This window comes from Brevibacterium sp. NPDC056726, assembly GCF_042790515.1.
Taxonomy (GTDB): Bacteria; Actinomycetota; Actinomycetes; order Actinomycetales; family Brevibacteriaceae; genus Brevibacterium; species Brevibacterium sanguinis.
This window is the reverse complement of record NZ_JBHTYZ010000003.1, coordinates 463275-484881: the sequence shown is the minus strand read 5'-3', so window position 1 is coordinate 484881 and position 21607 is coordinate 463275. Positions and strand designations below refer to the sequence as shown.

The window sequence follows — 21607 nt, the reverse complement described above, 5'->3', positions numbered from 1 at the left end:
CGGTGTCGACCGGAGCGCGTGCCGCCGGACCCGAGATCGGGCCGGTGCCCGCCCGTACACTGGGGCCATGACGACCATCACCGTGCTCACGTTCGATCCTGCCGCCGTCAACTGCGCCCTCATCACCGGCTCCGATCGCAGCCTCATCGTCGACGCCGGTCCCGGCCCCGCCTCGGCGGCCGCCCTCGCCGCGCGCGCCGCCGAACTCAGCCGCGCGGCCAACGAGATCGTCACCCCCATCGATCTCGTCATCACCCACGACCACTGGGACCACCACCTCGGTGCGGCCGCCCTCGTCGCCGCCGGCATCGACCGGGTCTTCGCCTCCCCCGCCTTCGCCGCCGATCAGGCCGCGAGCACGTGGATCGCCCTCGACGCGCTGCGCACCAATCCCGACACCGCCGCGTTCGCACGCGAGCTGCCTGCGGATCCGGGTGACCTCCTCGTCGAGGTCACCCCCATCGCCGAGGCGGGTGCGGGGCCAACGGTGGTCGACCTCGGCGACTTCCCCATCGAGCTCTCCGTGCTCGGCGGACACTCCACGGCCGATGTCATCGTCAGTCTCCCCGAGGCCGGCATCGTCTTCACCGGTGACCTCGTCGAGGAGGGCGCGGCCCCGCAGGCTGGCGCCGACGCGTCCCTGAGCCACTGGGTCGAGAGCCTCCACGCGCTGCTCGCCCTCCCCGGGGCCGAGGTCTTCGTCCCCGGGCACGGCGTCCCGGTCGACCGGGCGTTCGCCGAACGGCAGCTTGCTGACATCGACGGATTCCGGCTCGCCTCCGTGCCCGAACAGCGCTCGGGCGCCGATCTGTCGACCGGGGGCTTCGGTGCCGACAGTGAGGACGTGTGGGAGGACGCGCAGGAACATGAGCACGGTCCCGACGCCGAGGTGACCCTGCCCTCCCGGGTCATGCCCGGCGAGTTCGACCGGGTGGTCCCGCGGGAGATCACGCTGCCGGTGGAGTGAGGCGGCCTCGACTTTCGGACGCCCAGTGTCGATCCGAGAGCCCGGAATCGACACTCAAGGTCCGGGAAACGCCGCTGGAAGCCGGTGGCTCGCAGCGGATGGACCCGTGGTCAGACCTCGCGGTCGAACTCGGGACGCTCGCGATGGAGGGCGGTGACGAGATCGCCGCCGATCGCACCGAAGAGCGTGCGCGACCACACGCTCGGCGACTCGACGTAGGGGCGGTCGCCGTCGAAGATCCACTGCAGCTCGCGCCCGGCGGCGAGGTCGGCGCTGCACGTGCGGCACACCGGCACGCGCACGCTCTGCCCGTCGGCGTCGACGCGTGAGGTCGTCTGCGCCTCCCCGTGGAGCGGGTTGACGGTGCACAGACTCTCCGGCAGACCCGAACGGGCGCTGCGCTTCTTCCGCCGGCCGCGCTGCACCTCGGCGATCTCCCGGCCCGCCTGCCGGATGAGGACCATGGCACCGGCGAGATCGATCCGCGCCGCCTCGGGGTCGTCGACGATGCGCCGGGCGATCTGGTAGGCGTCGAGTGCGCGTTCGACGCGGTCGCCGCCTTCACGGTCGAGGTCGGCTGTGTGCAGACGGTCGATCGTCTCGGCCAGCGCCGTGGTCTCGGCGCTGATCGACTCCCGCAGGGCGCCCCGTTGCAGACTGTCGACACGGTCGAGCAGGCGTGCGGGCAGACGGAACGCATCCGTGCGGCGGCGCTCATCGGCGCGCTGCCGCATCGAGCGCGCGAGCCAGATGCCGGCGATGACGAGGGCGAGGACGAGGATCGCGCCGCCGAGGAAGAGCGGGGCGAACGACCCCGAGTTCCCGGAGTCGACGACTTCGCTGCCGGGCACGTCCTGCCCGGTGACCGCCTCGGTGTCATCGCGCGGCTGCGGGTCTGCGTAGTAGCCGAGGAGGATGTTGAGCTTCGTCGTCGACGGCGTCGAGTAGTTCCACTCGTCCATGCCGTTGAGGTACTGGTCCATCACCTCGAGCTTCTGCTTCGAGTCGGAGAAGGTCTGGTCGGCGGCGAGGCCGTCGGTGCCGTTGATCATGATGAAGGCGCCCTCACCGCCGTGGAAGACCTTGACCTGCTGAAGCAGCTCACGGTCGACCGACTGGTCATCGACGGCGATGACGTAGACGGGGAAATCGAGGCCTTCGGCCGTCGTCTTCGCCTTCTCCAGGAGTGCAGGATTGAGTTGGTCGGCGACGGCGGGGTCGATCCAGAACGGGTCGGTCTTCAGCGCCGCCGCGATCTCCTGTCCGGTTGCGGTCGTCATCGGGCCACGTCCTTCTTACGTGAGCGGATCCCCCGCACGATCGCCACGGTCACTGCGGCGATCCCGCCGCCGGTGATGAGACCGAACGCAGCGCCTGCCACCGCGGAACCCGGGTTGTAGGCGAGATCCTCCGGGCGCTGCTTCTCGCGGGGCTCGGGGACCACCTCGAGTTCGGTGTAGGGTTCATCGACCTCCGCGGCGTTCAGCGCGCGCACCCAGGCCAGCGCCCAGCCGACAGCGGTGGTCTTCTCCGTCCGCTGAGGGTACTCGACGCCGAGTCTGCGGTCGATTCCCTTCTCGGCGAAGTCCACGCCGGTGCCGCCGAGGACGACCACCGTCGCCTTCTCATCGGGCAGCTCTCGCGCGATGCGAGCGGCGACGAGCTTCGCGTCGCCGTCGGCGTCGTCGAGATCGGAGAGTGAGAGGAACGCGACGTAGGTGGGTATGTCGAGCCCCTCGAGCTCCGTCCGCAGGGTGCTCAGCTCGGCGTCATCGACCGCCCATGCCTGATACTCGTCGACGAGGATCGGGGCGGAGGCGAATCCCTCGGCCATCGTGCGGTAGCGGGATCGGTCGTAGTCGGCATCGAAGCGACTCTCGATGCGGTCGTCGTAGATCGAGTCGACTCGGATGTCGTCGCTGTTCGCGCGGTCGATGCGTTCGGCCCTCGCATCGTCGAACCGGGAGACGCTCCAGATGATCGCCCCTGCCGTGACAGCGGAGAAGACGAGGACCGCGATGACGATGCGGACGAGCCGGGACCGAACGCCGCTCGACTGCCCACGACGACGGGGGTCGGTGAGAATGCCTGTTGTCATCTCCGGTCTCCTGTTCGCATCGTGGCCCCGGCGCCCGGCACACCGAGGTCTGCGATCGCGTCCTCGAGCGCGGTGAAGCTGCCGAATCCGGAGAGCGCATAGGCGTCGTCGCGTCGGAAGTAGGGCACCGGACTCGAACTCGGGGCATCCGGGTTCTTCGGCACCATGAGGCAGACGGGATCGTGCCCGGCGTCGAGGTCGGCGATGCATGTCCGGCACGCATCGATGGTGAGCACCGTCCCCGACTGCTTCCACGCGATGCTCTCCACGGGCTTCTCGTGGGCGGGGAAGAAGTAGCAGAAGGCGGGCAGGGCCTCTGCGGAGGACGGTCGATCGCGGGAGACCAACGCCCGCAGTGCTCTGTCGGTCCGGACCAGGGCGAGGATCGCCTGCCGGTGGGAGTGGTCCGGTGACTTCGCCCAGTCGGGGTGGGCCGCAGTGATCGCTTCGATGGCCCGCTGCACCCGCAGGCCGCGGTCGCGGATCTCCCAGCGTGAGTCGTCAGCGCTTCTCGGTTCGGGGAACGGTTCGAGGGCGCGGGTGACCTCGGGGACGAGCCGATGACTGCGGACGAGTTCCGGGGCGGTCGTCAGCGTCGCCTTCCACCGGTACCTCGTACGTCGGGTGAGCACCCAGGCGGTGAGTCCGAGGGCGGCGAGCGAGGTGGCGGCGAAGACGATCCCGTCGGGATCGCCGCGGTCGACACCGGTCGCTTCGATGTAGTCGCCGTTGTCATCACCGACGTCGACGGGGTCGAAGTCCGGCAGCGGCGGCAAGGGGTCGCCCTTCGCAGCGGCCACGAGGGTCGTCAGGTGAAAGGGGACGGCGAGTTCGACGGGGAGGAAGTCTCCGGTGCTCGAGACCTGCAGCTGATCGGAGTTCGGGGGGACGGCCGGACCGTTCTCGTCAACGACATAGCCTTTGCTGCGGGCTGCGCTCTCGGCTTCGGAGAAGAGGACGAGGGTCGTGTCCGCACCGGTCTGGTCGAACATCTCGTAGGCGAGGTCGGCTGTGAACGCGTCCCACTCGTCCTGATACCGGTACCCGATCGGCGGAACGAGGGCGACGAAGACGGGGAACCCCAATGTCGCGGCCTCACCGGTCGCCGTCTCGACCGCGGACCGCTGCCGATCGGTCAGCCCGGGCTCGATGATCGGGTCGACGAAGAGAGGGCCGGTGTCCCACGCGCCGCGGATGCGGTCCCGCAGCTGCCCGAGCAGGCGGTCGGTCGTCGTCATGGCTCCCACTCTAGGGTGTGCGGACTCGGTCGGTGTCACCGAGCTGTTGCGGATCAGGATCAGGATGCGACGAACCCCGCAGCCGGTGAGGCTGCGGGGTTCGCGGTTCCGCGGTCAGTCAGACTGCCGCGGAGAGGATCACTTGAGGGTGACGGTGGCGCCGGCAGCCTCGAGGGTCTCCTTGGCCTTCTCGGCGTCTTCCTTCGAAGCGCCTTCGAGGACGGCCTTGGGAGCTCCGTCGACGAGGTCCTTGGCTTCCTTGAGTCCGAGGGAGGTGAGTCCACGAACTTCCTTGATGACGGGAACCTTCTTCTCGCCGGCCGATTCGAGGATGACGTCGAATTCGGTCTGCTCTTCGGCAGCGGCCTCTCCGGCTCCGCCGGCAGGGGCAGCGACGACGGCGGCGGCCGGTGCGGCAGCCTCGACGTCGAACTCTTCTTCGAACTTCTTGACGAACTCAGAGAGTTCGATGAGGGTGAGCTCCTTGAAAGCTTCGAGGAGCTCGTCGGTGGTGAGCTTAGCCATGGTGGCTAGTCCTTCCTGTTTTGGTCACGATCAGCGACCGGTTCGGTTTGGGGTGATGCTCAGGCGTCCGAAGCAGGAGCGTCGTCCTGCTTCTCGCGGAGGGCATCGACAGTGCGCGCGGCCTTGACCAGCGGAGCGGTGAAGAGGTAAGCCGCCTGGTGGAGGCTTGCCTTCATGGCACCGGCTGCCTTTGCAAGCAGCACTTCGCGGGATTCGAGGTCGGCGAGCTGGTTGACCTGTTCGGGGCTGAGTGCGGTTCCATCGAAGTAACCGCCCTTCACCACGAGCTTGTCGTTCGCCTTGGCAAAGTTACGCAGAGCCTTGGCAGCCTCGGGTGGTTCGCCGGTGACGAACGCGATCGCGGTGGGCCCATTGAGGTGCTCATCGAGACCGGTGATCCCGGCTTCCTTGGCTGCAATCTTGGTCAGCGTGTTCTTTACCACGGCGTAGCTGACGTTCTCACCGAGAGAGACGCGCAGTTCTTTCATCTGCGCGACGGTGAGACCGCGGTACTCGGTCAGCAACACAGCGTCGGAGTTCTCAAACTGCTGTTTGATCTCCTCGACTGCGGCTGCCTTGTCTGGCCTCGCCATGGTGTTCCTTTCATAAGTCGTCCGGCCTTCCCCGACAATGCAAAAAAGCGCTCCACGCAGGAAGGCGTGAAACGCTTGGCCGTTCGATTCGTGCGAATCGTGCGGAAGTATCTCGTGCTCACCTGCGTGGGTCACTCGCTTGCGAGTCTTCGTCTGCGGGCATCGAGATTCGATGGCGAACTTCGATGGATCCACAGAGACCGACGGTCTTGGGTGGTTCAAGTTTATCTGAGTCCATCCCGGCAAGTCCAATCCACCAGGGCCTTTTCAAAGTCGGGATGGGCTCCCGTGGAAGGAGAAGGCAGCCCATGACCGGCGTGGCGGGCGATGAGAACGAGAGAACTCCTGTTACCACGGTGATGTCTACCACAACCCACCGAGGAACAGGAGCCTCTGGTGTCATCTTCCCCCACCACAATGCTCACCCGCCACTCGACACTCGTAACCGACTTCACCGACGCCGATCTGCCGTCGTTGCGCCAGGCATTGTCGGCTCTGACCGATCCACGCCATCGCCGCGGTATCCGCTACCCCTTCGCCGGGCTTCTTCTCATATTCACAGCCGCGGTCATCAGCGGCCAGTCCACCCTGACCGGGATCGCTGAATGGGCCGCCGATGCCTGCGCCCGCGGCGTGCTCACCCACACCACAACAGCGCCCTCGGTCGCGACGATCCACCGGATAGCCGCCCAGATGGATGCGGCAGCCTTCGACACCGTCGTCACTGAATGGATCGCCCAACGAACTGCCGGCACGACTCCTACCGGCACCGGCCTGAAAGCGATCGCCGTCGACGGGAAGGAAGTCCGCGGGGCCAAACACGTCGACCATGACCGTGTGTTCCTCATGGCCGCGTTCGACCATTCGACCGGCACGGTCATCGGCCAGGAAAGCGTCGACGCCAAAACCAACGAGATCCCGCACCTGCCCGGCCTGCTCGACCAACTCGGTGATCTCGACTCTCGCGTGATCACCGCCGATGCCCTTCACACACTGGCCCAGCAGGCTGAGGCTATCACCGCCCGCGGCGGCCACTACCTCTTCACCGTCAAAACCAACGCCAAGTCGCTGCACACCCAGATCGCCCAGGCCTCCTGGGCCCGGACTGACCCCCAGTACACCTGCAACGAGAAAGCCCACGGCCGCATCAGCGGCTGGCACGCCACCGTGCTGGAGTGTCCCTTACGCATCACATTCCCGCAGGCGGCCCAGATCATGCGCCTTCACCGCAGCCAATCCGGCACAGACCGAGACGACAGCGGAGAAATCGTCTACGCGATCACCTCGCTGACGCACGAGACCGCCGACGCGGCGAATCTGGCCAGGCTGCTACGCGGACACTGGGGAATCGAGAACCGTCTCCACTGGGTCCGTGACACAACGTTCGATGAGGACCGCTCCCAAGTCCGGACCGGCGGCGGTGCCCGCGTCATGGCAGTCTTACGCAACCTCGCCATCAGCATCCACCGGTTGGCAGGACAGACCAATATCGCCGCGGCCAGCCGCTACTACAACCGACACCCCGAACTCGCCATCGAAATCACCCGACTTTGAAAAGGCCCTGCCAATCCACCCACCGAGCTCCCTCCTCCACTACCTGACGGCGGCTCAGCAACCTCTGTGTTGTACACGTTCTTCTCGGACACAGTCCTCAGTCACTTATCGGACAGTCTTCGTACCGACTTATCGGACACCAACATCGGTACCGACTTATCGGACACAGTCTGGGAGCATGTCTGATCGACTGACAACACACCAGCGCCGAGAAATCCTTGCCCACCACCCCTCCGAAACCGACACCGTCTCATCGTTTTGCCGTGACCACCACATCTCCCGCGATTCCTACTACCGGATCAAGAACGAGTCCCAGCCTTTAGCCCCTGCCTCCACGGCCCCGAAGAACCCTCACACCATCTACCCGGACCTGACCTGGGAACTGGTGCGACAGTATCGGCAGGAGCTGACCGCAGCCGGTTATGACGACGGCCCCCGATCGATCAAGTGGACACTCATCCGCAACGACCACCCCGCCCACCTGATCCCGAGCACCTCGAGGATCGCGGACTTCCTCCGCACCGAGCAGCTGACCCGCCTCAATCCCAGAAAACGCCCGCACTCTGCGATCAAACGCTTCCAGAAGACCTCCACCAACGAACTCTGGCAACTCGACGGCTTCGTCTACCAGGCTCCCACCACCGAGGTATTCACGATCCTCCAACTCATCGACGACTGCAGCCGCAAGATGCTGGCCCTGTGCGAAGCACCCGACGGGGAGACCACGGACACGGTCCTATCGACCCTGAACGAGGCGATCGCCGAGAACGGCAAACCCCGAGAGATCCTGTGCGATAACTCCCGCGGGTTCAGCCTGCAACGCTTCGGGATGCTCGGTGCCGTGGACATCGCGATGGCTCAACAAGGCATCATCGTCACCCCAGGACCGTTCTACCACCCACAGAATCAGGGAAAGATCGAAAGCGCACACAAACCCGTGCGCAAACGTCTGCAGGCAATGAAACCGGAGACGAGTCAGGAGCTTGACACCGTGCTCAGCGACTTCTGGGCCCACTACAACCATCACCGGCAGCACCAGGCCTTCGGGGAAGGCATCACCCCGGCCGCGGCCTGGGAGGCGGCACCGAAGATCGACCCACCGAACGAACCCATCGACCCCGAAACACTGGTCGACCGCTACACCACAACCGATGACCGGGGACATCTGAGCTTCGAATACTCGACCAGGTCCCTCCACCGTGGTGGCTTCATCAAGTTCCGCAGACACGAGATCACGTTCGGCTACGCCTGGGAGGGACACGAGCTGCTCATCATCGACAAGGGCACCCATCTCGAGTTCTATCTCGTCCCCTACGGTGAGCTCATCGCGACCATTGATCTGCCGCTGCCCAAGCAGCGCCACCTCAACGTCACCAAGATCGGCAGGTTCGTCAACGGAGACCGTGGTCGTCTGCCCTCGGGAGTTGAATCACTGCGAAAAACCCACCCGGTGTCCGAGAAGTGACTACCGAGACTGTCCGATAAGTCGGTACGAACACTGTCCGATAAGTGACAAGACAACACACGGCTCAGCAACCTCGCGCGAGGTTGCTGAGCCGCCGTCAGGTAGTTCGGTGCGGGGTTGGCTGATTCGTCAGTATTCGATCACGATGCGTCCGTCGATCTTTCCGTGCTCCATCTCGTCGAAGATCGCGTTGATGTCCTCGAGCGGCCGCTTGGTGAACGTCGGATGGATCTTCCCGGCAGCGTAGAAGTCAATGGCTTCCTGCAGATCCTGACGGGTTCCGACGATCGAACCGCGAATCGTCAGCCCCTTGAGAACGATGTCGAAGATCGGGGCCGGGAAGTCGCCGGGCGGCAGACCGTTGAAGACGATCGTTCCGCCAGGACGAGTCATTCCGATGGCCTGTCCGAAAGCAGACGGGTGAACGGCAGTGACGAGGACGCCATGGCTGCCGCCGATCTTCTCCTGGATGACCTCGGCAGGGTCTTCTCCGAAAGCGTTGACCGTGATCTCTGCACCATGTTTCTTGGCCAGGGCCAGTTTGTCATCGGCGACATCGACAGCGACGACGCGCATGCCCATGGCCACGGCGTATTGCACAGCGATGTGCCCGAGTCCTCCGATGCCCGAGATGACGACCCACTGCCCGGGCTTGACCTCTGTGCGTTTGAGCCCCTTGTAGGTGGTCACGCCGGCGCAGAGAACCGGAGCGATCTCATAGGGATCGGCCCCATCGGGAATCCGTGCAGCGAACTTCGTGTCGACGAGCATGTACTCACCGAAAGAGCCGTCAACGGTATAGCCACCGTATGTTTGGCTCTGGCAAAGCGTCTCCCAGCCTTGCCGGCAGTGCTCACATTCGCCGCACGCGCTCCACAGCCAGGCATTGCCGATCATCTGTCCGACTTCGACGTCCGTGACGCCCTCACCGACCTTCTCGACGACGCCGACACCCTCGTGTCCGGGGATGAGCGGAATCTTCGGCTTGACGGGCCAGTCACCGTGAGCGGCGTGGAGATCGGTGTGGCACACGCCTGAGGCGATGAGCTTGACGAGCGCCTGACCACGACCGGGCTCGGGAATCTCGTTACTGGTACCGACGCCGAGGTCCTTGCCGAATTCTGTGACTACTGCTGCTTTCATAGCTGACATCTTCTACTCCTTTGTGATGATGCGTCCGGGGAGACACCCCGTTTCATGCAATTGCAATCTTCTTATGCCCTGGTGTGGGCCTGTGCGAGACTTCGACTACCCCTCCCTCAGTTCCGAACGGATGATGAAACGCTTGCCCGTCGGAGTTTCGACGCTGAAGCCGCTTCCTCGTCCGGGGACGATATCGATCGTCAGATCGGTGTGCTTCCAGTATTCGAACTGTTCGGCCGACATCCAGAAGTCCAGTCCCGAGTGTTGCCCGTCGGGCAACGGCAGCTCAAAATGTCCCAGCCGCACGTCCGCGTCCGAGGTGAGGAATTCTCCCGCGGGAAAGCACATCGGCGATGAGCCTTCGCAGCATCCCCCAGACTGGTGGAACATCAGCTGTCCGTGTTCGGCGACCAGCCCCGCCAGAAGGTCGACGGCAGCCTGGGTCATCTTCACACGTGAACGGTTCTCACCTTCGAGCGTCGGTGCTGATTCGAGTACTTCCGCAGTGTTCTCTGGCATCAGAAGAACCCTTGTGCGTTCTCCGAATAGCTGACCAACAGATTCTTCGTCTGCTGGTAGTGGTCGAGCATCATCTTGTGGTTCTCGCGTCCGATGCCCGAGGCCTTGTATCCGCCGAAGGCGGCATGCGCCGGGTACGCGTGGTAGTTGTTCACCCACACGCGACCGGCCTGGATGTCACGGCCGGCGTGGTACGCGGTGTTGCCGTCCCGACTCCACACACCGGCGCCGAGGCCGTAGAGGGTGTCGTTGGCGATGCGCATCGCATCGTCGTAGTCGGAGAACGTCGTCACCGAGACGACGGGGCCGAAGATCTCCTCCTGGAAGATGCGCATCCCGTTGTCGCCCTTGAAGATCGTCGGCTGCACGTAGTAGCCGCCGGAGAGGTCCCCGTCGAGTTCGGCCCTTTCGCCGCCGATGAGCACCTCGGCGCCCTCCTGCCTGCCGATGTCGAGGTAGGAGACGATCTTCTCGAGCTGGTCGTTCGAGGCCTGGGCGCCCATCATCGTGTCCGTGTCGAGGGGGTTGCCCTGGACGATCTTCTCCGTGCGGGCGACGACGGCTTCGAGGAAGTCCGCGGCGATGCCCTCCTGGATGAGCGCGCGGGACGGGCAGGTGCAGACCTCGCCCTGGTTGAGGGCGAACATCGTGAAGCCCTCCTGCGCCTTGTTCCAGTACGCGTCGTCTTTGGCCATGACATCGTCGAAGAAGATGTTCGGGCTCTTGCCGCCGAGTTCGAGGGTGACGGGGATGATGTTCTGCGAGGCGTACTGCATGATCAGGCGGCCCGTGGTTGTCTCACCGGTGAACGCGATCTTGCGGATGCGCTTGTTCGAGGCCAACGGCTTGCCTGCCTCGAGCCCGAAGCCGTTGACGACGTTGACGACGCCGGGCGGCAGCAGGTCGCCGACGAGCTCCATGAGGACGAGGATCGAGGCCGGAGTCTGCTCGGCGGGTTTGAGGACGACGGCGTTGCCGGCCGCGAGCGCCGGGGCGAGCTTCCACACGGCCATGAGGATCGGGAAGTTCCACGGGATGATCTGCCCGACCACGCCGAGCGGTTCGTGGAAGTGATAGGCCACGGTCTGCTCGTCGAGCTGGGAGAGCCCGCCCTCCTGGGTGCGGATCGCCGCGGCGAAGTACCGGAAGTGGTCGACGGCCAGGGGCAGGTCGGCGTTGAGGGTCTCCCGGACGGCCTTGCCGTTGTCCCAGGTCTCGGCGACCGCGAGCATCTCGAGGTTCTCCGCCATCCGGTCGGCGACCTGGAGCAGGATGTTCGCCCTCTCCGTCGGCGAGGTCCTCCCCCACGCGGGGGCCGCGGCATGGGCGGCGTCGAGGGCGAGTTCGATGTCCTCGGCGGTGCTCGCGGGCACCTCGGTGAAGGCCTGCCCGGTCACGGGCGTGGGATTGTCGAAGTAGTTCCCGTTCGTCGGCGGCACCCACTCCCCGCCGATGTAGTTCTCATACCGGGGCTTGAAGGTGACGAGAGAGCCGTCTTCGCCCGGCCGTGCGTATACCGTCATGGCAACTCCTTTGCTGCGATGTCCTCGGGAGTGATCCCCGATTGACGATCACGCTACAGAGGGCAACGTTGCATGAGCGTTGCATCGCCGAGGCGGGACCTCAGCTGCCGAGCGCCTCGAGACGGACGAGTGCGGCGGTGCGCTCGGGGGCGTCGGGCGGGGCGAGCCGGAGGACGGCCATGAGCACCTCGGTGTCGGACTGGTTCTCCGGCAGCCTGGCGAAGCGCCACAGCTGCTGCCAGGTCCCGTCCTGGAGCAGGGTCTCGCGCAGCAGCGCCTCGAGCTCGCCGCTGATCTCCCGCACCCCGGGGGCGTCGGAGTCGGGAAGCACCCGGCCGCGGTAGGCCTCGAGTGCGGTCTCGACGTCGCCCTGGCCCAGGGCCCGATGGGCGGTGTCGACGTCGCTGTCGAGATCGCCGACCAGGCGGTAGGGCCGTCCGGCCACCTCGAGGTCGCTGAGGGCGGAGATCGTCTTGCGCAGGCGCGCAATCTCCGCGCGCACGGTGACGTCGCTGCCTCCGGTCGGCCAGAGCCGATCGGCGAGTTCGGCATTGGTCAGCCCGGCAGGGCTGCGGTGGAGCAGGAGGAGGAGTTCGGCGTGGCGCTTCGAGAGTTCGATGCGCGCGCCGTCGGGCCCGGTCAGGGCGGGAGCCGAACCGCTGACCGCGAGGCAAACGCGGGCGGCGGAGTCCCGGTCCCCCGCCTCGGCGGCATCGGCGCGGTAGAGCCGGGAGAGGCCTGCGGCGGCGGCCTGAGCGGTCGACCCGAGCAGGGGCAGGACGATCGAGGACACGGCATCGTCTCCCCCGGTGACGTCGATGATGCCGATGACCTCGCCGGTGCCGGGATGGGTGACGGGCACCGCGCTGCAGCTCCACGCGTGGACGTCGCTGGCGAAGTGCTCGGCCTGGCTGATCTGGACGGCCGACCGCGACTGGAGGGCGAGACCCGGTGCCGAGGTGCCCATCGCATCCTCGGACCAGTCGGAGCCGGGGACGAAGCCCATCGACTCTGCACGCTCGCGCACAGACCGCTCCCCTTCGACCCAGAGCAGACATCCCTGCTCATCGCCGAGGGCGACGAGGAGGCCCGCGCCGGTGGCCGGTTCGATGAGGTGGGAGCGCAGCAGCGGCATGATCGAGTGGAAGGGATGACGGCGGCGCACCTCGGCGAGCTGAGCGTCCTCATAGGCCACCCGGGCACGGACGCCGGACGGGTCGCCGAGTCGATCGAGGGAACGGGTCCAGGACTCGAGGACCGTCGATCGCACCCCGGGGACGCCGCGCCGCTCAGGGTTGGGTGCGGCGAGGTCGCTGTGGGCCCGACGCACGATGAGCTGATAGTCGTCGTGCAGCAGCGGTGTCGTGCTCATCGCAGTCCGCTCCACCTCCGTCGGCGGTCGTCATGCAGGTCACTGGGGTCATCCCAATCTATCGGCTGCGACGAACGTGAGCAAGGTCACCGGCGCACGTGAGGACCCGTGGGAGGCGAAGAGGCGCAGATGCGACGAAGGGCGGGAAGTGAGAGACTCACTTCCCGCCCTTCAGGCGCGGATCACTCCACGGTCGGAATCAGGCGCGCAGCGCGGCTGCGTCGACCGGGATGCCGGGACCGTTCGAGGTCGTGATCGTCGCCTTCGTGATGTAGCGGCCCTTCGAGGAGGACGGCTTGAGGCGGAGGATCTCCTCGATCGCAGCATCGAAGTTCTCCTGCAGGGCCTGCTCGGAGAACGAGGCCTTGCCGATGATGAAGTGGAGGTTCGAGTGCTTGTCGACGCGGAATTCGATCTTTCCGCCCTTGATGTCGGACACGGCCTTGGCGACGTCCATGGTCACCGTGCCGGTCTTCGGGTTCGGCATGAGGCCGCGGGGACCGAGCACCTTGCCCAGACGTCCGACCTTGCCCATCATGTCGGGGGTCGCAACCGCTGCGTCGAAGTCGGTGAAGCCGTCGGCCACCTTCTCCAGCAGGTCATCGGAACCGACGTAGTCGGCACCTGCTTCGCGGGCTGCCTCTGCACGGTCGCCGGCGGCGAACACCAGGACCCGGGCGGTCTTGCCGGTGCCGTGCGGGAGGTTGACGGTGCCGCGCACCATCTGGTCCGCCTTGCGGGGGTCGACCCCGAGGCGGAGGGCGACCTCGACGGTGGCGTCGTACTTCGCCACCGAGGTCTCCTTGGCCAGGTCGATCGCCTGAGCCGGTTCGTACTTCACATCTGCGGCGATCTTCTCAGCCGCGGCCTGGTAGGCCTTCGAGCGCTTTGCCATCTGCTTCTCTCCTTGCAGTCGTGGTCGGGGCTGCGTCCGCCCTGCCACAGTGGGATGTCTGGTCTCAGACCTCGATGTCGGTGGTGATGCCCATCGAACGAGCGGTGCCCGCGATGATGCGATCGGCCATGTCGAGGTCGTTGGCGTTGAGATCGGGCATCTTCGTCGTGGAGATCTCGCGGACCTGGTCGGCGCTGAGGTGCGCGACCTTGACGGTGTGCGGGGTCGCCGAACCCGACTTCACGCCGGCGGCCTTCTTGATGAGTTCCGCGGCCGGCGGGGTCTTGAGGACGAAGGTGAACGAACGGTCTTCGTAGACCGTGATCTCGACGGGAACGATGTTCCCGCGCTGGGATTCAGTCGCAGCGTTGTACGCCTTCGTGAATTCCATGATGTTGACGCCGTGCTGGGCAAGCGCCGGACCGATCGGAGGCGCCGGGTTGGCGGCACCTGCCTGAATCTGGAGCTTGACGAGGCCGGCTACCTTTTTCTTGGGAGGCATGTGCGGTCCTTAATCTTGAGAGTGTCCATGCGCCGAGAGAACGCGGCGCATCATCCGATGCCGACCTGCCGATACAGGGCCGACAATCAAACCACACCATCATTCCACGCTCGCCCGGCTTCGGGCAAATGGTTGTGAGCGGGAACACAGGGTGGAAGAACGCGTCAGGGGCCCGGTCGGAACCGGGCCCCTGCGATGGTGTGCGCTGGTCGGGTCAGAGCTTCGAGACCTGGTCGAAGCCGAGCTCGACGGGAACGTCGCGCTCGAAGATCGACAGCAGCACGGTGAGCTTCTGGGAGTCCGGGCGGATCTCCTGGATCGTGGCGGGGTGGCCTTCGAACGAGCCCTCCTTGACGAGGACGGATTCGCCGACCTCGAACTCCACCTCGGTGATGGGGGCGGACTTCGCCGCAGCCTCGGCGGCCACGCCCTCAGCGGCAGCGGCTTCGGCCTGGCGCTCCTCGAAGACGGGAGCGAGCATCGTGAAGACCTCGTCGATCGAGAGCGGGACCGGGTCGTAGGCGTTGCCGACGAAGCCGGTCACACCCGGGGTGTGGCGCACGGCGCCCCACGACTCGTCGGTGAGCTCCATCCGGACGAGCACGTAGCCGGGCACGCGCACACGGCGGACCTGCTTGCGCTGACCGTTCTTGATCTCGACGACGTCCTCCATGGGGACCTGCGACTCGAAGATGAAGTCCTCGAGGTTGAGGCTCACGGCGCGGTTCTCAAGGTTCTGCTTCACGCGGTTCTCGTAGCCGGCGTAGGAGTGGATGACGTACCAGTCGCCCTCCTGCATCCGCAGCTCGGCCTTGAACTCCTCGGCGGGGTCGACGTCGTCGCCGGACTCGGCGGAATCGTCAGCGGCGGAGTCCTCGGCCGGTGCCTCATCGGCAGCGGTCGCGTCGACGTCGGCGGTCGCCTCGGTCGTCGACTCCTCGACCGTCTCGGTCTCAGGCGCGTCGACCTCAGTCTCAGGGGCGTCCTGTTCGGGTGAACTGGTATCCGACACCGATCAATTCCTCGCTTCGCGTGTAGTCGGACGGCTTGCGTGTCCGAAGGATGTGCTGTTTGTATCCAGGTTATCGCCGCACAGGGCGACTCACCACAGTGGCCAGAGCGGAGTTCCGCCGAAGACGAATCCGACGAGCTTGCCGAACACGAGGTCGAGGACCGTGACGATGACCATCATGACGAGGATGAACCCCAGCACGACGAGTGTGTAGTTGACCAGCTGCTTGCGGGTCGGGGTGACGACCTTCTTCAGCTCCGCCACGACTTCGCGGAGGAACTGGATGATCCGTCCGAAGAATCCGAGCTGCTTGCGACGGGAGGCGTTCTCAGACGCGTTTCCTGTCTTCTTTGCCGGTGTGTCGCTCACACATCCTCACTCGGTCGGAATCCTTTGGGACTGCTCAACTGCCTCAGCCAGTCAGTCTGCGCTCTGTCCGGCGGTGATCGCCGCGGCAGGCTTCGACTGCGCAGGGGTGACAGGACTCGAACCTGCAACCTACGGTTTTGGAGACCGTTGCGCTACCAATTGCGCCACACCCCTTCGATTCGACTCCCCCAGCTGAGGGGGTGTCCAACCACGAGAAACGAGCATACCGTCTCCCACCGCGATCCGTCGAACCGAGCGCAGTCCGCGTGTGCCGTGGCCCCCTACTCACTCGGTTCGACGGGATCGGCGACGAGGGGCTGCGGCTCGGGGAAACGCACCCACGGACCGATGCTGACCTCCTCACCTGGGGAGACAGTGATGATCTGGAGGTCGATGGGTCTCTTCGTCCGGTTGTCGACGCGGATGATGCTCACCGTGGCATCCATCTTCAAGGGACCCGGGGTGAGCGCGTTCGCGAGCGCTCCGCCTGTCGTCGAACTCACGTATCGCACTCCCCGACCGAAGGCCTCGGGTCCGACAGTGCGGTGCCAGTGTCCGCTCAGGGCGTAGTCCGCGCACCCGGAGTCGAGGGCCGGTTGGACGATCCTGGGGTCGTGGACGAGCATGACGTCGAAGTCCGCCGTGCACGCCTCGTCGCGCAGCCGGGCCGCGTATTCGTCGGCGGTGAGCTCGGTCTCGAGCTGGGGTCCGGAGCCGAACACCGTCCGGCGAGGATCGGGACCGCCGAAGAAGCGCACGCCCGCGAGCTCCGCCGTGGAGTCATCGAGGACCGTCCACCCGCTGCGCCGGGCATGGCGGGCGGTCTCCTGCGAGTCGTGGTTGCCCTTGACGAACATCCGCGGCAGTCCCTCGGGCAGTTCGTCGCCGAGGACGTCGATGCAGTAGTTCTCGGCCGAGGTCCCCGTCATCGTCACATCGCCGGCGTCGATGAGTGCGTCGGCCCCGCTCAGCCGGGTGACCGCACCGACCACGCGAGCCATGCCGATGTTGCAGTGGACGTCGGAGCTGAGCACGAAGGTCGAGACGCCGGCCTTCCCTGCCGGCGGGGGCACCATGCCCTGCGAGGTCCAGTCGCCGCTGAGGGGGCGTTCGCTCCACGCTCCGCGAAGGCCGGCGAGGACGGCGTCGTAGAAGGCGTCGTTATCCTCGGAGAAGTCCCTGACCGCGGTGAACGCCTGGTCGATGATCCCGCCGAGGCGGCCGGTCACCTGCGATCCGGCCAGCGGGGTCCCCGCGAACGCCGGGTCCGGCCGCAGCGGTTCCGGACGGGTGAGCGCGATCGCGCTCACCCCGGAGAGGAGCAGGACGACGACCGCACCGATCGCCGTGAGCTCCCGGCTCGCCAGTCCCTGCCGCAGCGCGGCGATCCGTGCCGGCCCGAGCAGGTGGATGCCGCCGACGACGGCTCCGGCGAGCAGACACACCGCGAGCGCCCAGCGGATGAGGATCTCCCGCGTCAGGCCCTCGACGATGAGGTCGATCTGGACCTGCGGGGCGGAGAAGAGCGAGGCATAGGAGGCGATGTCCCCACCGAGGGCGTCGATCGTCCCTCCACCGCTGTCGGCGGCACCGCCGGAGGCCGAGGTCGTGTCCTCGGCGGCACCGGAGACGGGGATCTCCCCGATGTCGACGCTCACCCCCAGTCCGAGCGGCAGATAGTCCCCGGCAGGGACGAGGAGGGTGCCCAGCGGCCCGAAGTCGAGGGTGAGCCGCGAATCGGCGGTGACGCGGTACTGCGCCTCATGGGGGCCGAAGCTCAGATCGGCACGGGCGGTGAAGAGCGCCCAGGGCAGGGTGACGACGGTGAGGACGAGGAGCAGGAGGAGGAGACGGGGTGACGACACGGACCCATTCTAGGGATGCGCCCTGGTCGTCGGACTATCCTTGGGCAGATGACGGACCCTCTCGTGTCCCTGCCCAAGGCACACCTGCACCTGCACTTCACCGGTTCGATGTCGGCCGACACCCTGCAGGACCTCGCCGCCGAGGCGGGCGTGAGCCTGTCCGATCAGCTCTTCGCCGACAAGGTCACGGGACTGAGCCCCGACGAGCGCGGCTGGTTCCGCTTCCAACGCCTCTACGACATGGCCCGCGGCGTCGTCCGCGGGGAGGACATCATGCGCCGGCTCGTCCGTGAGGCGGCGGCAGCCGACCGGGCCGAGGGGTCCCGCTGGCTCGAGCTCCAGGTCGACCCGACCTCGTATGCCCCGTTCGTCGGCGGCATCACCCCGGCCCTGGAGATCATCCTCGACGAGGCGGCGAAGGCCAGCGACGACGATTTCGGGATGGCGATCATCGTCGCCGCCTCCCGCACGCGGCACCCCCTCGATGCGCGGATGCTCGCCCGTCTCGCCGCCCACCACGCCGGTGAGGGTCCGGGCACCGTCATCGGCTTCGGACTGTCCAACGACGAGCGCCGAGGTGAGACCGCGGAGTTCGCCCGGGCCTTCGACATCGCCCGCCGCGCCGGGCTGCTCTCGGTCCCGCACGGCGGGGAGCTGCTCGGTCCCGAGCACATCCGCTCGGTCGTCCGCGACCTCTCCCCCGACCGCCTCGGGCATGGGATCCGGGCCGGTGAGGATCCGCAGCTGCTGGGCGAGATCGTCGAGGCAGGTGTCGGCTTCGAGGTGTGTCCGGGGTCGAACGTCTCCCTCGGCGTCTACCCCGACATCGATGAGGTGCCGCTGCGGACGCTTCTCGATGCGGGTGCGAAGGTCGCCCTCGGCGCCGACGATCCGCTCATCTTCCACACCCGACTCGTCGACCAGTACCGGTTCGCCGAGCAACTGGGCCTCACGCCGGCCGACCTCGCCGGCCTGGCCCGTGACTCGTTCGCGATCTCGGCCGCCCCCGAGTCCGTGCGCGAGGCCGCCCAAGCCGACATCGACGCGTGGCTGGAGGACCGGACGACGGCCTGAGGGGCCGGGTTCCGGCCCCGGGCCCAGGCCTACAGGCTCGCGCCGACGAAGGTGGGTTCGGGCTCGAGGACGATCCCGAACCGCTCCTCGACTCCGGCGACGACGGTTCGGGCGAGGTCGAGGACGTCGGCAGTCGTCGCCCCGCCGCGGTTGGTCAGGGCCAGCGTGTGCTTCGTCGACAGGCTCGCACGAGCGCCCGGCAGGGCGAAGCCCCTGTCGAACCCGGCGCGCTCGATGAGCCAGGCGGCCGAGGTCTTCGTCAGCCCGGGGATCGGTGCCCCGCTGAGGGGATCGGTGACCGGGAAGCGCGGAGCCTCCGCGGGCAGCGCGGCCTCCGCGTCGACGATCGGGTTGGTGAAGAACGACCCTGCCGACCACGTGTCATGGTCCTCCGGGTCGAGCACCATGCCCTTCGACCGGCGCAGCGCGAGCACGGCGTCGCGGACGTCGGCGGCCGGAACGCTCTCGCCGATCCCGACCCCGAGCGCCGAGGCGAGCTGGGCGTAGCGCACCGGCAGAGAACCCGGTCCGCGCTGCAGGGTGAACGTCACCGAGAGGACGATGTGGGCGGGGGTGCCCGCGGCCTGCTGGGCGCGTTTGAGCAGTGAGGTGCGGTATCCGAACTCGAGCTCTGCGGCGCTCAGCGAACGGATCTGCCCGGCGACGCGGTCGTAGACCTCGACGGAGGTGATGAGCTCGGCGACCTCGGTCCCGTAGGCCCCGACGTTCTGGATCGGGGTGGCCCCGACCGATCCGGGGATCCCGGAGAGGGCCTCGAGCCCGGTGAGACCCTGCGCGAGCGTGCCGGCGACGAAGTCGTCCCAGTCCTCCCCCGCCTCGGCGGTCACCTGGGCATGGGTGTCGGAGAGCTCCGTGGTCTCAACGCCCTTCGTCGCGACGACGCCGACGGGACCGGCGAAGCCCGCATCGGCGATGAGGAGATTCGATCCGCCGCCGACGAGGAGGATGCCGGGCATCCGGGGTGCGCTCGGGTCGAGGGCATTGTCAGCGGCGAACGCGAGCAGCTCCTCCCGGGAGCCTGCGACCGTGAGGTCCGGGGCTGGCCCGCCGAGGTGGAACGTCGTGAGCTCGGAGAGGTTCACCGTCCGACCCGGATCTGAGTGCGGCTGAGCACGTCGTTGCCGCCGGCGGTGACGGTGGCGTCGATGCGCAGGGTGCCGACGGCCGGGTCGACGGCGCCGACCTTCGCCGTGAGGGTGAGCGCAGTGGTCGGCGTCGACGGCGGACCCGACTCTGCGTCGGGGACGAGGACGGGGGCGGAGAACCGGGTGCGATAGTCGACGATGGCCCCCGGGTCGCCGAGCCATTCGGCGATCGGGGAGACGACGACGGCCATCGAGAGCATGCCGTGGGCGATGACGCCCTCAAGGCCCACCTCCTGCGCGAAGCGCTCCGACCAGTGGATGGGGTTGTGGTCGCCCGACGCGGCGGCGTAGTCGATGAGCGAGGCGCGTGAGAGCGGGATCTCGGTCTCGACGACGACGTCGCCGATTTTCAGCTGGGACAGGTCGACGAGACTCATTCTCCGTCTCCTCTCACGACGATGGTCGAGGTCACCGTGACCACCGGCTGGTCGGCGGCGTCGGTGATCTCGGTGCGGGTGGTGATCATGGCGTTGTCGCCGGCGGCACGGACGCCGTCGACGTGGGTCGTCGCACGCAGGCTGTCGCCCGCGACGATCGAGCGGGCGAAGCTGAACTGCTCCGAGCCGTGGACGACCTTCGAGAAGTCGATGCCGGAGTCGGGGTCGGAGATGTAGGCGGCCTCGCTGCGCTGCGCGATGATCACGGCGAACGTCGTCGGGGCGATGACGTCCCTGTACCCCAGGGCCTCAGCCGCGGCGGGGTCGAAGTGGTAGTCGGCCGTCGCGTTCGTCGCGCGGGCGAACTCGGCGATCGCCTCACGGGAGACGTCGTAGGGACGCGGCAGGGTGTACGAGGTTCCCTGCTTGTCGGCATTCACCGGCATGTCTGCTCTCTTTCGACAAAGGTCGGTACTCGCCCCAGCCTAACTTCACCGACCCGGGCACGCGGAATCGGCGACTTCGGTCAAGGAACCCTCTCCCGTGGTCACGATTTCGCTTCCCATTCACTCAATCGGTGCACCATCGACCTCAGGCGTCGAAAACTGAGATAAGTTGTCCCCATCACATCTGCTGTAGGCGTCACCCGAAGCCTCGGCAGAGCCGACGAAATCCCGGCGTCGGGCGTTTCCCTAAGGAGCACTGCAATGACGAACCACCCCTCGAGCTCATCGTCCGCCACCCCCCGCGGCAACAAGGAGTCCGGAGGCTCGACCTCCGCGAAGTCGCCCGCATCGGCTGCGAAGACGTCAGCGACGAAGAAGCCTGCGGCGAAGACGGCGACGGCGACATCGGCCGCCGCGAAGAAGCCCACGACGAAGACGGCGACGACGAAGGTGAGTTCGACGGAGAAGAAGACGTCCTCGACGGCGAAGTCGGGGGCCGCGAAGAGCGCCTCGACGGCGAAGAGTTCACCGGCGAGCACGAGCACGTCCGGCGGCAGGAGCGGCGCGGCGAAGACGAACTCGTCCTCACCGGCGAAGTCGTCGTCGACGACGCCGGCTGCCGCGAGCACGGCGGCGAAGCCGACCACGGGCGCGACGACGAAGTCCGCCGCGAGCACGTCCTCGACGCAGAAGTCCTCGGCAGCGAAGACGCCCGCGGCGAAGAAGTCGACGACGACGAAATCGACTACGACGAAGTCCACGGCCGCCAAGGCTCCCTCGACGACGAAGGCTCCCGCAGCGAAGAAGACTGCCGCGACAAAGACTGCCACGACGAAGTCGACGGCCGCGAAGGCTCCGGCGGCGAAGTCGACCGCGACCGCCGCTCCGGAGGCCAAGCGACGGG

At 66.8% G+C, this 21607-nt stretch carries 22 protein-coding genes and 1 tRNA gene; 4 read left to right on the top strand and 19 right to left on the bottom strand.

Annotation, left to right across the window (positions count from 1 at the left end; translation table 11 throughout):
• Positions 1–67 precede the first annotated feature (67 nt).
• A complete protein-coding gene (locus ACFQ91_RS08535; RefSeq protein ID WP_259821084.1) occupies positions 68–967 on the top strand; it encodes an MBL fold metallo-hydrolase in 900 nt (299 codons plus the stop codon).
• Between the two features lie 110 nt (positions 968–1077).
• Here the strand turns inward: ACFQ91_RS08535 and ACFQ91_RS08530 are convergent, their stop codons facing one another.
• The 5 genes from ACFQ91_RS08530 to rplJ all read right to left on the bottom strand — a co-directional run bounded on the left by ACFQ91_RS08530 (position 1078) and on the right by rplJ (position 5421).
• Complete coding sequence (locus tag ACFQ91_RS08530) at positions 1078–2247, bottom strand: hypothetical protein (protein WP_259821085.1); 1170 nt, start codon at positions 2245–2247, stop codon at positions 1078–1080.
• Positions 2244–3065 carry a hypothetical protein gene (locus ACFQ91_RS08525; protein WP_259786980.1) on the bottom strand — a complete coding sequence of 274 codons (822 nt, stop codon included), beginning with the start codon at positions 3063–3065 and terminating at the stop codon, positions 2244–2246. Before ACFQ91_RS08525 ends, ACFQ91_RS08530 begins: the two co-directional genes overlap by 4 nt.
• A complete protein-coding gene (locus ACFQ91_RS08520) occupies positions 3062–4303 on the bottom strand; it encodes a hypothetical protein (protein ID WP_259786982.1) in 1242 nt (413 codons plus the stop codon). Before ACFQ91_RS08520 ends, ACFQ91_RS08525 begins: the two co-directional genes overlap by 4 nt.
• Before the next feature lie 138 nt (positions 4304–4441).
• On the bottom strand, positions 4442–4828 hold the full coding sequence (rplL, locus tag ACFQ91_RS08515; protein WP_259786983.1) for a 50S ribosomal protein L7/L12: 387 nt from the start codon (positions 4826–4828) through the stop codon (positions 4442–4444).
• A 59-nt stretch (positions 4829–4887) separates the two neighbouring features.
• Complete coding sequence (gene rplJ, locus ACFQ91_RS08510) at positions 4888–5421, bottom strand: 50S ribosomal protein L10 (RefSeq protein ID WP_259786986.1); 534 nt, start codon at positions 5419–5421, stop codon at positions 4888–4890.
• A gap of 396 nt (positions 5422–5817) precedes the next feature.
• Between rplJ and ACFQ91_RS08505 the strand changes: the two genes are divergently transcribed.
• Entirely contained in the window at positions 5818–6975 is a 1158-nt protein-coding gene (locus ACFQ91_RS08505) for an ISAs1 family transposase (RefSeq protein ID WP_259786987.1), read from the top strand.
• A 178-nt stretch (positions 6976–7153) separates the two neighbouring features.
• Positions 7154–8440 carry a DDE-type integrase/transposase/recombinase gene (locus ACFQ91_RS08500; RefSeq protein WP_259786989.1) on the top strand — a complete coding sequence of 429 codons (1287 nt, stop codon included), beginning with the start codon at positions 7154–7156 and terminating at the stop codon, positions 8438–8440.
• Between the two features lie 129 nt (positions 8441–8569).
• Here the strand turns inward: ACFQ91_RS08500 and adhP are convergent, their stop codons facing one another.
• The 10 genes from adhP to ACFQ91_RS08450 form a co-directional block, all read right to left on the bottom strand.
• Positions 8570–9592 carry an alcohol dehydrogenase AdhP gene (gene adhP / locus ACFQ91_RS08495; protein WP_259786990.1) on the bottom strand — a complete coding sequence of 341 codons (1023 nt, stop codon included), beginning with the start codon at positions 9590–9592 and terminating at the stop codon, positions 8570–8572.
• Positions 9593–9688: 96 nt separating this feature from the next.
• Positions 9689–10102 (bottom strand): DUF779 domain-containing protein, encoded by a 414-nt coding sequence (locus ACFQ91_RS08490; protein WP_172706987.1) that lies wholly within the window; start codon positions 10100–10102, stop codon positions 9689–9691.
• Positions 10102–11625 (bottom strand): aldehyde dehydrogenase family protein, encoded by a 1524-nt coding sequence (locus ACFQ91_RS08485; RefSeq protein ID WP_259786995.1) that lies wholly within the window; start codon positions 11623–11625, stop codon positions 10102–10104. Before ACFQ91_RS08485 ends, ACFQ91_RS08490 begins: the two co-directional genes overlap by 1 nt.
• A 100-nt stretch (positions 11626–11725) precedes the next feature.
• On the bottom strand, positions 11726–12997 hold the full coding sequence (locus tag ACFQ91_RS08480; protein WP_376870875.1) for a GAF domain-containing protein: 1272 nt from the start codon (positions 12995–12997) through the stop codon (positions 11726–11728).
• Positions 12998–13196: 199 nt separating this feature from the next.
• Entirely contained in the window at positions 13197–13892 is a 696-nt protein-coding gene (gene rplA / locus ACFQ91_RS08475) for a 50S ribosomal protein L1 (RefSeq protein ID WP_009379130.1), read from the bottom strand.
• A 64-nt stretch (positions 13893–13956) separates the two neighbouring features.
• Positions 13957–14394, bottom strand: a complete 438-nt coding sequence (rplK, locus tag ACFQ91_RS08470) for a 50S ribosomal protein L11 (RefSeq protein WP_009379129.1) — start codon at positions 14392–14394, stop codon at positions 13957–13959.
• Positions 14395–14608: 214 nt separating this feature from the next.
• Positions 14609–15406: a transcription termination/antitermination protein NusG gene (nusG, locus tag ACFQ91_RS08465; RefSeq protein WP_009379122.1), complete on the bottom strand. Its 798-nt coding sequence runs from the start codon at positions 15404–15406 to the stop codon at positions 14609–14611.
• Between the two features lie 90 nt (positions 15407–15496).
• Positions 15497–15775, bottom strand: coding sequence for a preprotein translocase subunit SecE (gene secE / locus ACFQ91_RS08460; RefSeq protein WP_009379120.1), 279 nt, complete (start codon positions 15773–15775; stop codon positions 15497–15499).
• A 101-nt stretch (positions 15776–15876) separates the two neighbouring features.
• A tRNA-Trp gene (locus ACFQ91_RS08455) sits at positions 15877–15949 on the bottom strand.
• A gap of 107 nt (positions 15950–16056) precedes the next feature.
• A complete protein-coding gene (locus tag ACFQ91_RS08450) occupies positions 16057–17640 on the bottom strand; it encodes a metallophosphoesterase (protein ID WP_095376716.1) in 1584 nt (527 codons plus the stop codon).
• Between the two features lie 48 nt (positions 17641–17688).
• On the opposite strand from ACFQ91_RS08450, the gene ACFQ91_RS08445 reads away from it, so the two are divergent.
• Positions 17689–18714, top strand: coding sequence for an adenosine deaminase (locus ACFQ91_RS08445; RefSeq protein ID WP_162909035.1), 1026 nt, complete (start codon positions 17689–17691; stop codon positions 18712–18714).
• A gap of 29 nt (positions 18715–18743) precedes the next feature.
• On the opposite strand, the gene ACFQ91_RS08440 is transcribed toward ACFQ91_RS08445, so the two are convergent.
• From ACFQ91_RS08440 to ACFQ91_RS08425, 4 genes are all read right to left on the bottom strand, one after another.
• On the bottom strand, positions 18744–19817 hold the full coding sequence (locus tag ACFQ91_RS08440) for a UDP-N-acetylmuramate dehydrogenase (protein ID WP_095376717.1): 1074 nt from the start codon (positions 19815–19817) through the stop codon (positions 18744–18746).
• On the bottom strand, positions 19814–20257 hold the full coding sequence (locus tag ACFQ91_RS08435; RefSeq protein WP_095376718.1) for a MaoC/PaaZ C-terminal domain-containing protein: 444 nt from the start codon (positions 20255–20257) through the stop codon (positions 19814–19816). The genes ACFQ91_RS08440 and ACFQ91_RS08435 overlap by 4 nt, the downstream gene beginning before the upstream one ends.
• On the bottom strand, positions 20254–20703 hold the full coding sequence (locus ACFQ91_RS08430; protein ID WP_063249189.1) for a MaoC family dehydratase N-terminal domain-containing protein: 450 nt from the start codon (positions 20701–20703) through the stop codon (positions 20254–20256). The genes ACFQ91_RS08435 and ACFQ91_RS08430 overlap by 4 nt, the downstream gene beginning before the upstream one ends.
• Before the next feature lie 101 nt (positions 20704–20804).
• Positions 20805–21599, bottom strand: a complete 795-nt coding sequence (locus ACFQ91_RS08425; RefSeq protein WP_376904140.1) for a hypothetical protein — start codon at positions 21597–21599, stop codon at positions 20805–20807.
• Between the last annotated feature and the right edge of the window lie 8 nt (positions 21600–21607).

What these genes read in the sequence shown, in the direction of transcription:
- ACFQ91_RS08535 (WP_259821084.1), top strand. Translation starts at nt 68, where the DNA reads ATGACGACCATCACCGTGCTCACGTTCGATCCTGCCGCCGTCAACTGC.
- ACFQ91_RS08530 (WP_259821085.1), bottom strand. Translation starts at nt 2,247, where the DNA reads ATGACGACCGCAACCGGACAGGAGATCGCGGCGGCGCTGAAGACCGAC.
- ACFQ91_RS08525 (WP_259786980.1), bottom strand. Translation starts at nt 3,065, where the DNA reads ATGACAACAGGCATTCTCACCGACCCCCGTCGTCGTGGGCAGTCGAGC.
- ACFQ91_RS08520 (WP_259786982.1), bottom strand. Translation starts at nt 4,303, where the DNA reads ATGACGACGACCGACCGCCTGCTCGGGCAGCTGCGGGACCGCATCCGC.
- rplL (WP_259786983.1), bottom strand. Translation starts at nt 4,828, where the DNA reads ATGGCTAAGCTCACCACCGACGAGCTCCTCGAAGCTTTCAAGGAGCTC.
- rplJ (WP_259786986.1), bottom strand. Translation starts at nt 5,421, where the DNA reads ATGGCGAGGCCAGACAAGGCAGCCGCAGTCGAGGAGATCAAACAGCAG.
- ACFQ91_RS08500 (WP_259786989.1), top strand. Translation starts at nt 7,154, where the DNA reads ATGTCTGATCGACTGACAACACACCAGCGCCGAGAAATCCTTGCCCAC.
- adhP (WP_259786990.1), bottom strand. Translation starts at nt 9,592, where the DNA reads ATGTCAGCTATGAAAGCAGCAGTAGTCACAGAATTCGGCAAGGACCTC.
- ACFQ91_RS08490 (WP_172706987.1), bottom strand. Translation starts at nt 10,102, where the DNA reads ATGCCAGAGAACACTGCGGAAGTACTCGAATCAGCACCGACGCTCGAA.
- ACFQ91_RS08485 (WP_259786995.1), bottom strand. Translation starts at nt 11,625, where the DNA reads ATGACGGTATACGCACGGCCGGGCGAAGACGGCTCTCTCGTCACCTTC.
- ACFQ91_RS08480 (WP_376870875.1), bottom strand. Translation starts at nt 12,997, where the DNA reads ATGAGCACGACACCGCTGCTGCACGACGACTATCAGCTCATCGTGCGT.
- rplA (WP_009379130.1), bottom strand. Translation starts at nt 13,892, where the DNA reads ATGGCAAAGCGCTCGAAGGCCTACCAGGCCGCGGCTGAGAAGATCGCC.
- rplK (WP_009379129.1), bottom strand. Translation starts at nt 14,394, where the DNA reads ATGCCTCCCAAGAAAAAGGTAGCCGGCCTCGTCAAGCTCCAGATTCAG.
- ACFQ91_RS08445 (WP_162909035.1), top strand. Translation starts at nt 17,689, where the DNA reads ATGACGGACCCTCTCGTGTCCCTGCCCAAGGCACACCTGCACCTGCAC.
- ACFQ91_RS08435 (WP_095376718.1), bottom strand. Translation starts at nt 20,257, where the DNA reads ATGAGTCTCGTCGACCTGTCCCAGCTGAAAATCGGCGACGTCGTCGTC.
- ACFQ91_RS08430 (WP_063249189.1), bottom strand. Translation starts at nt 20,703, where the DNA reads ATGCCGGTGAATGCCGACAAGCAGGGAACCTCGTACACCCTGCCGCGT.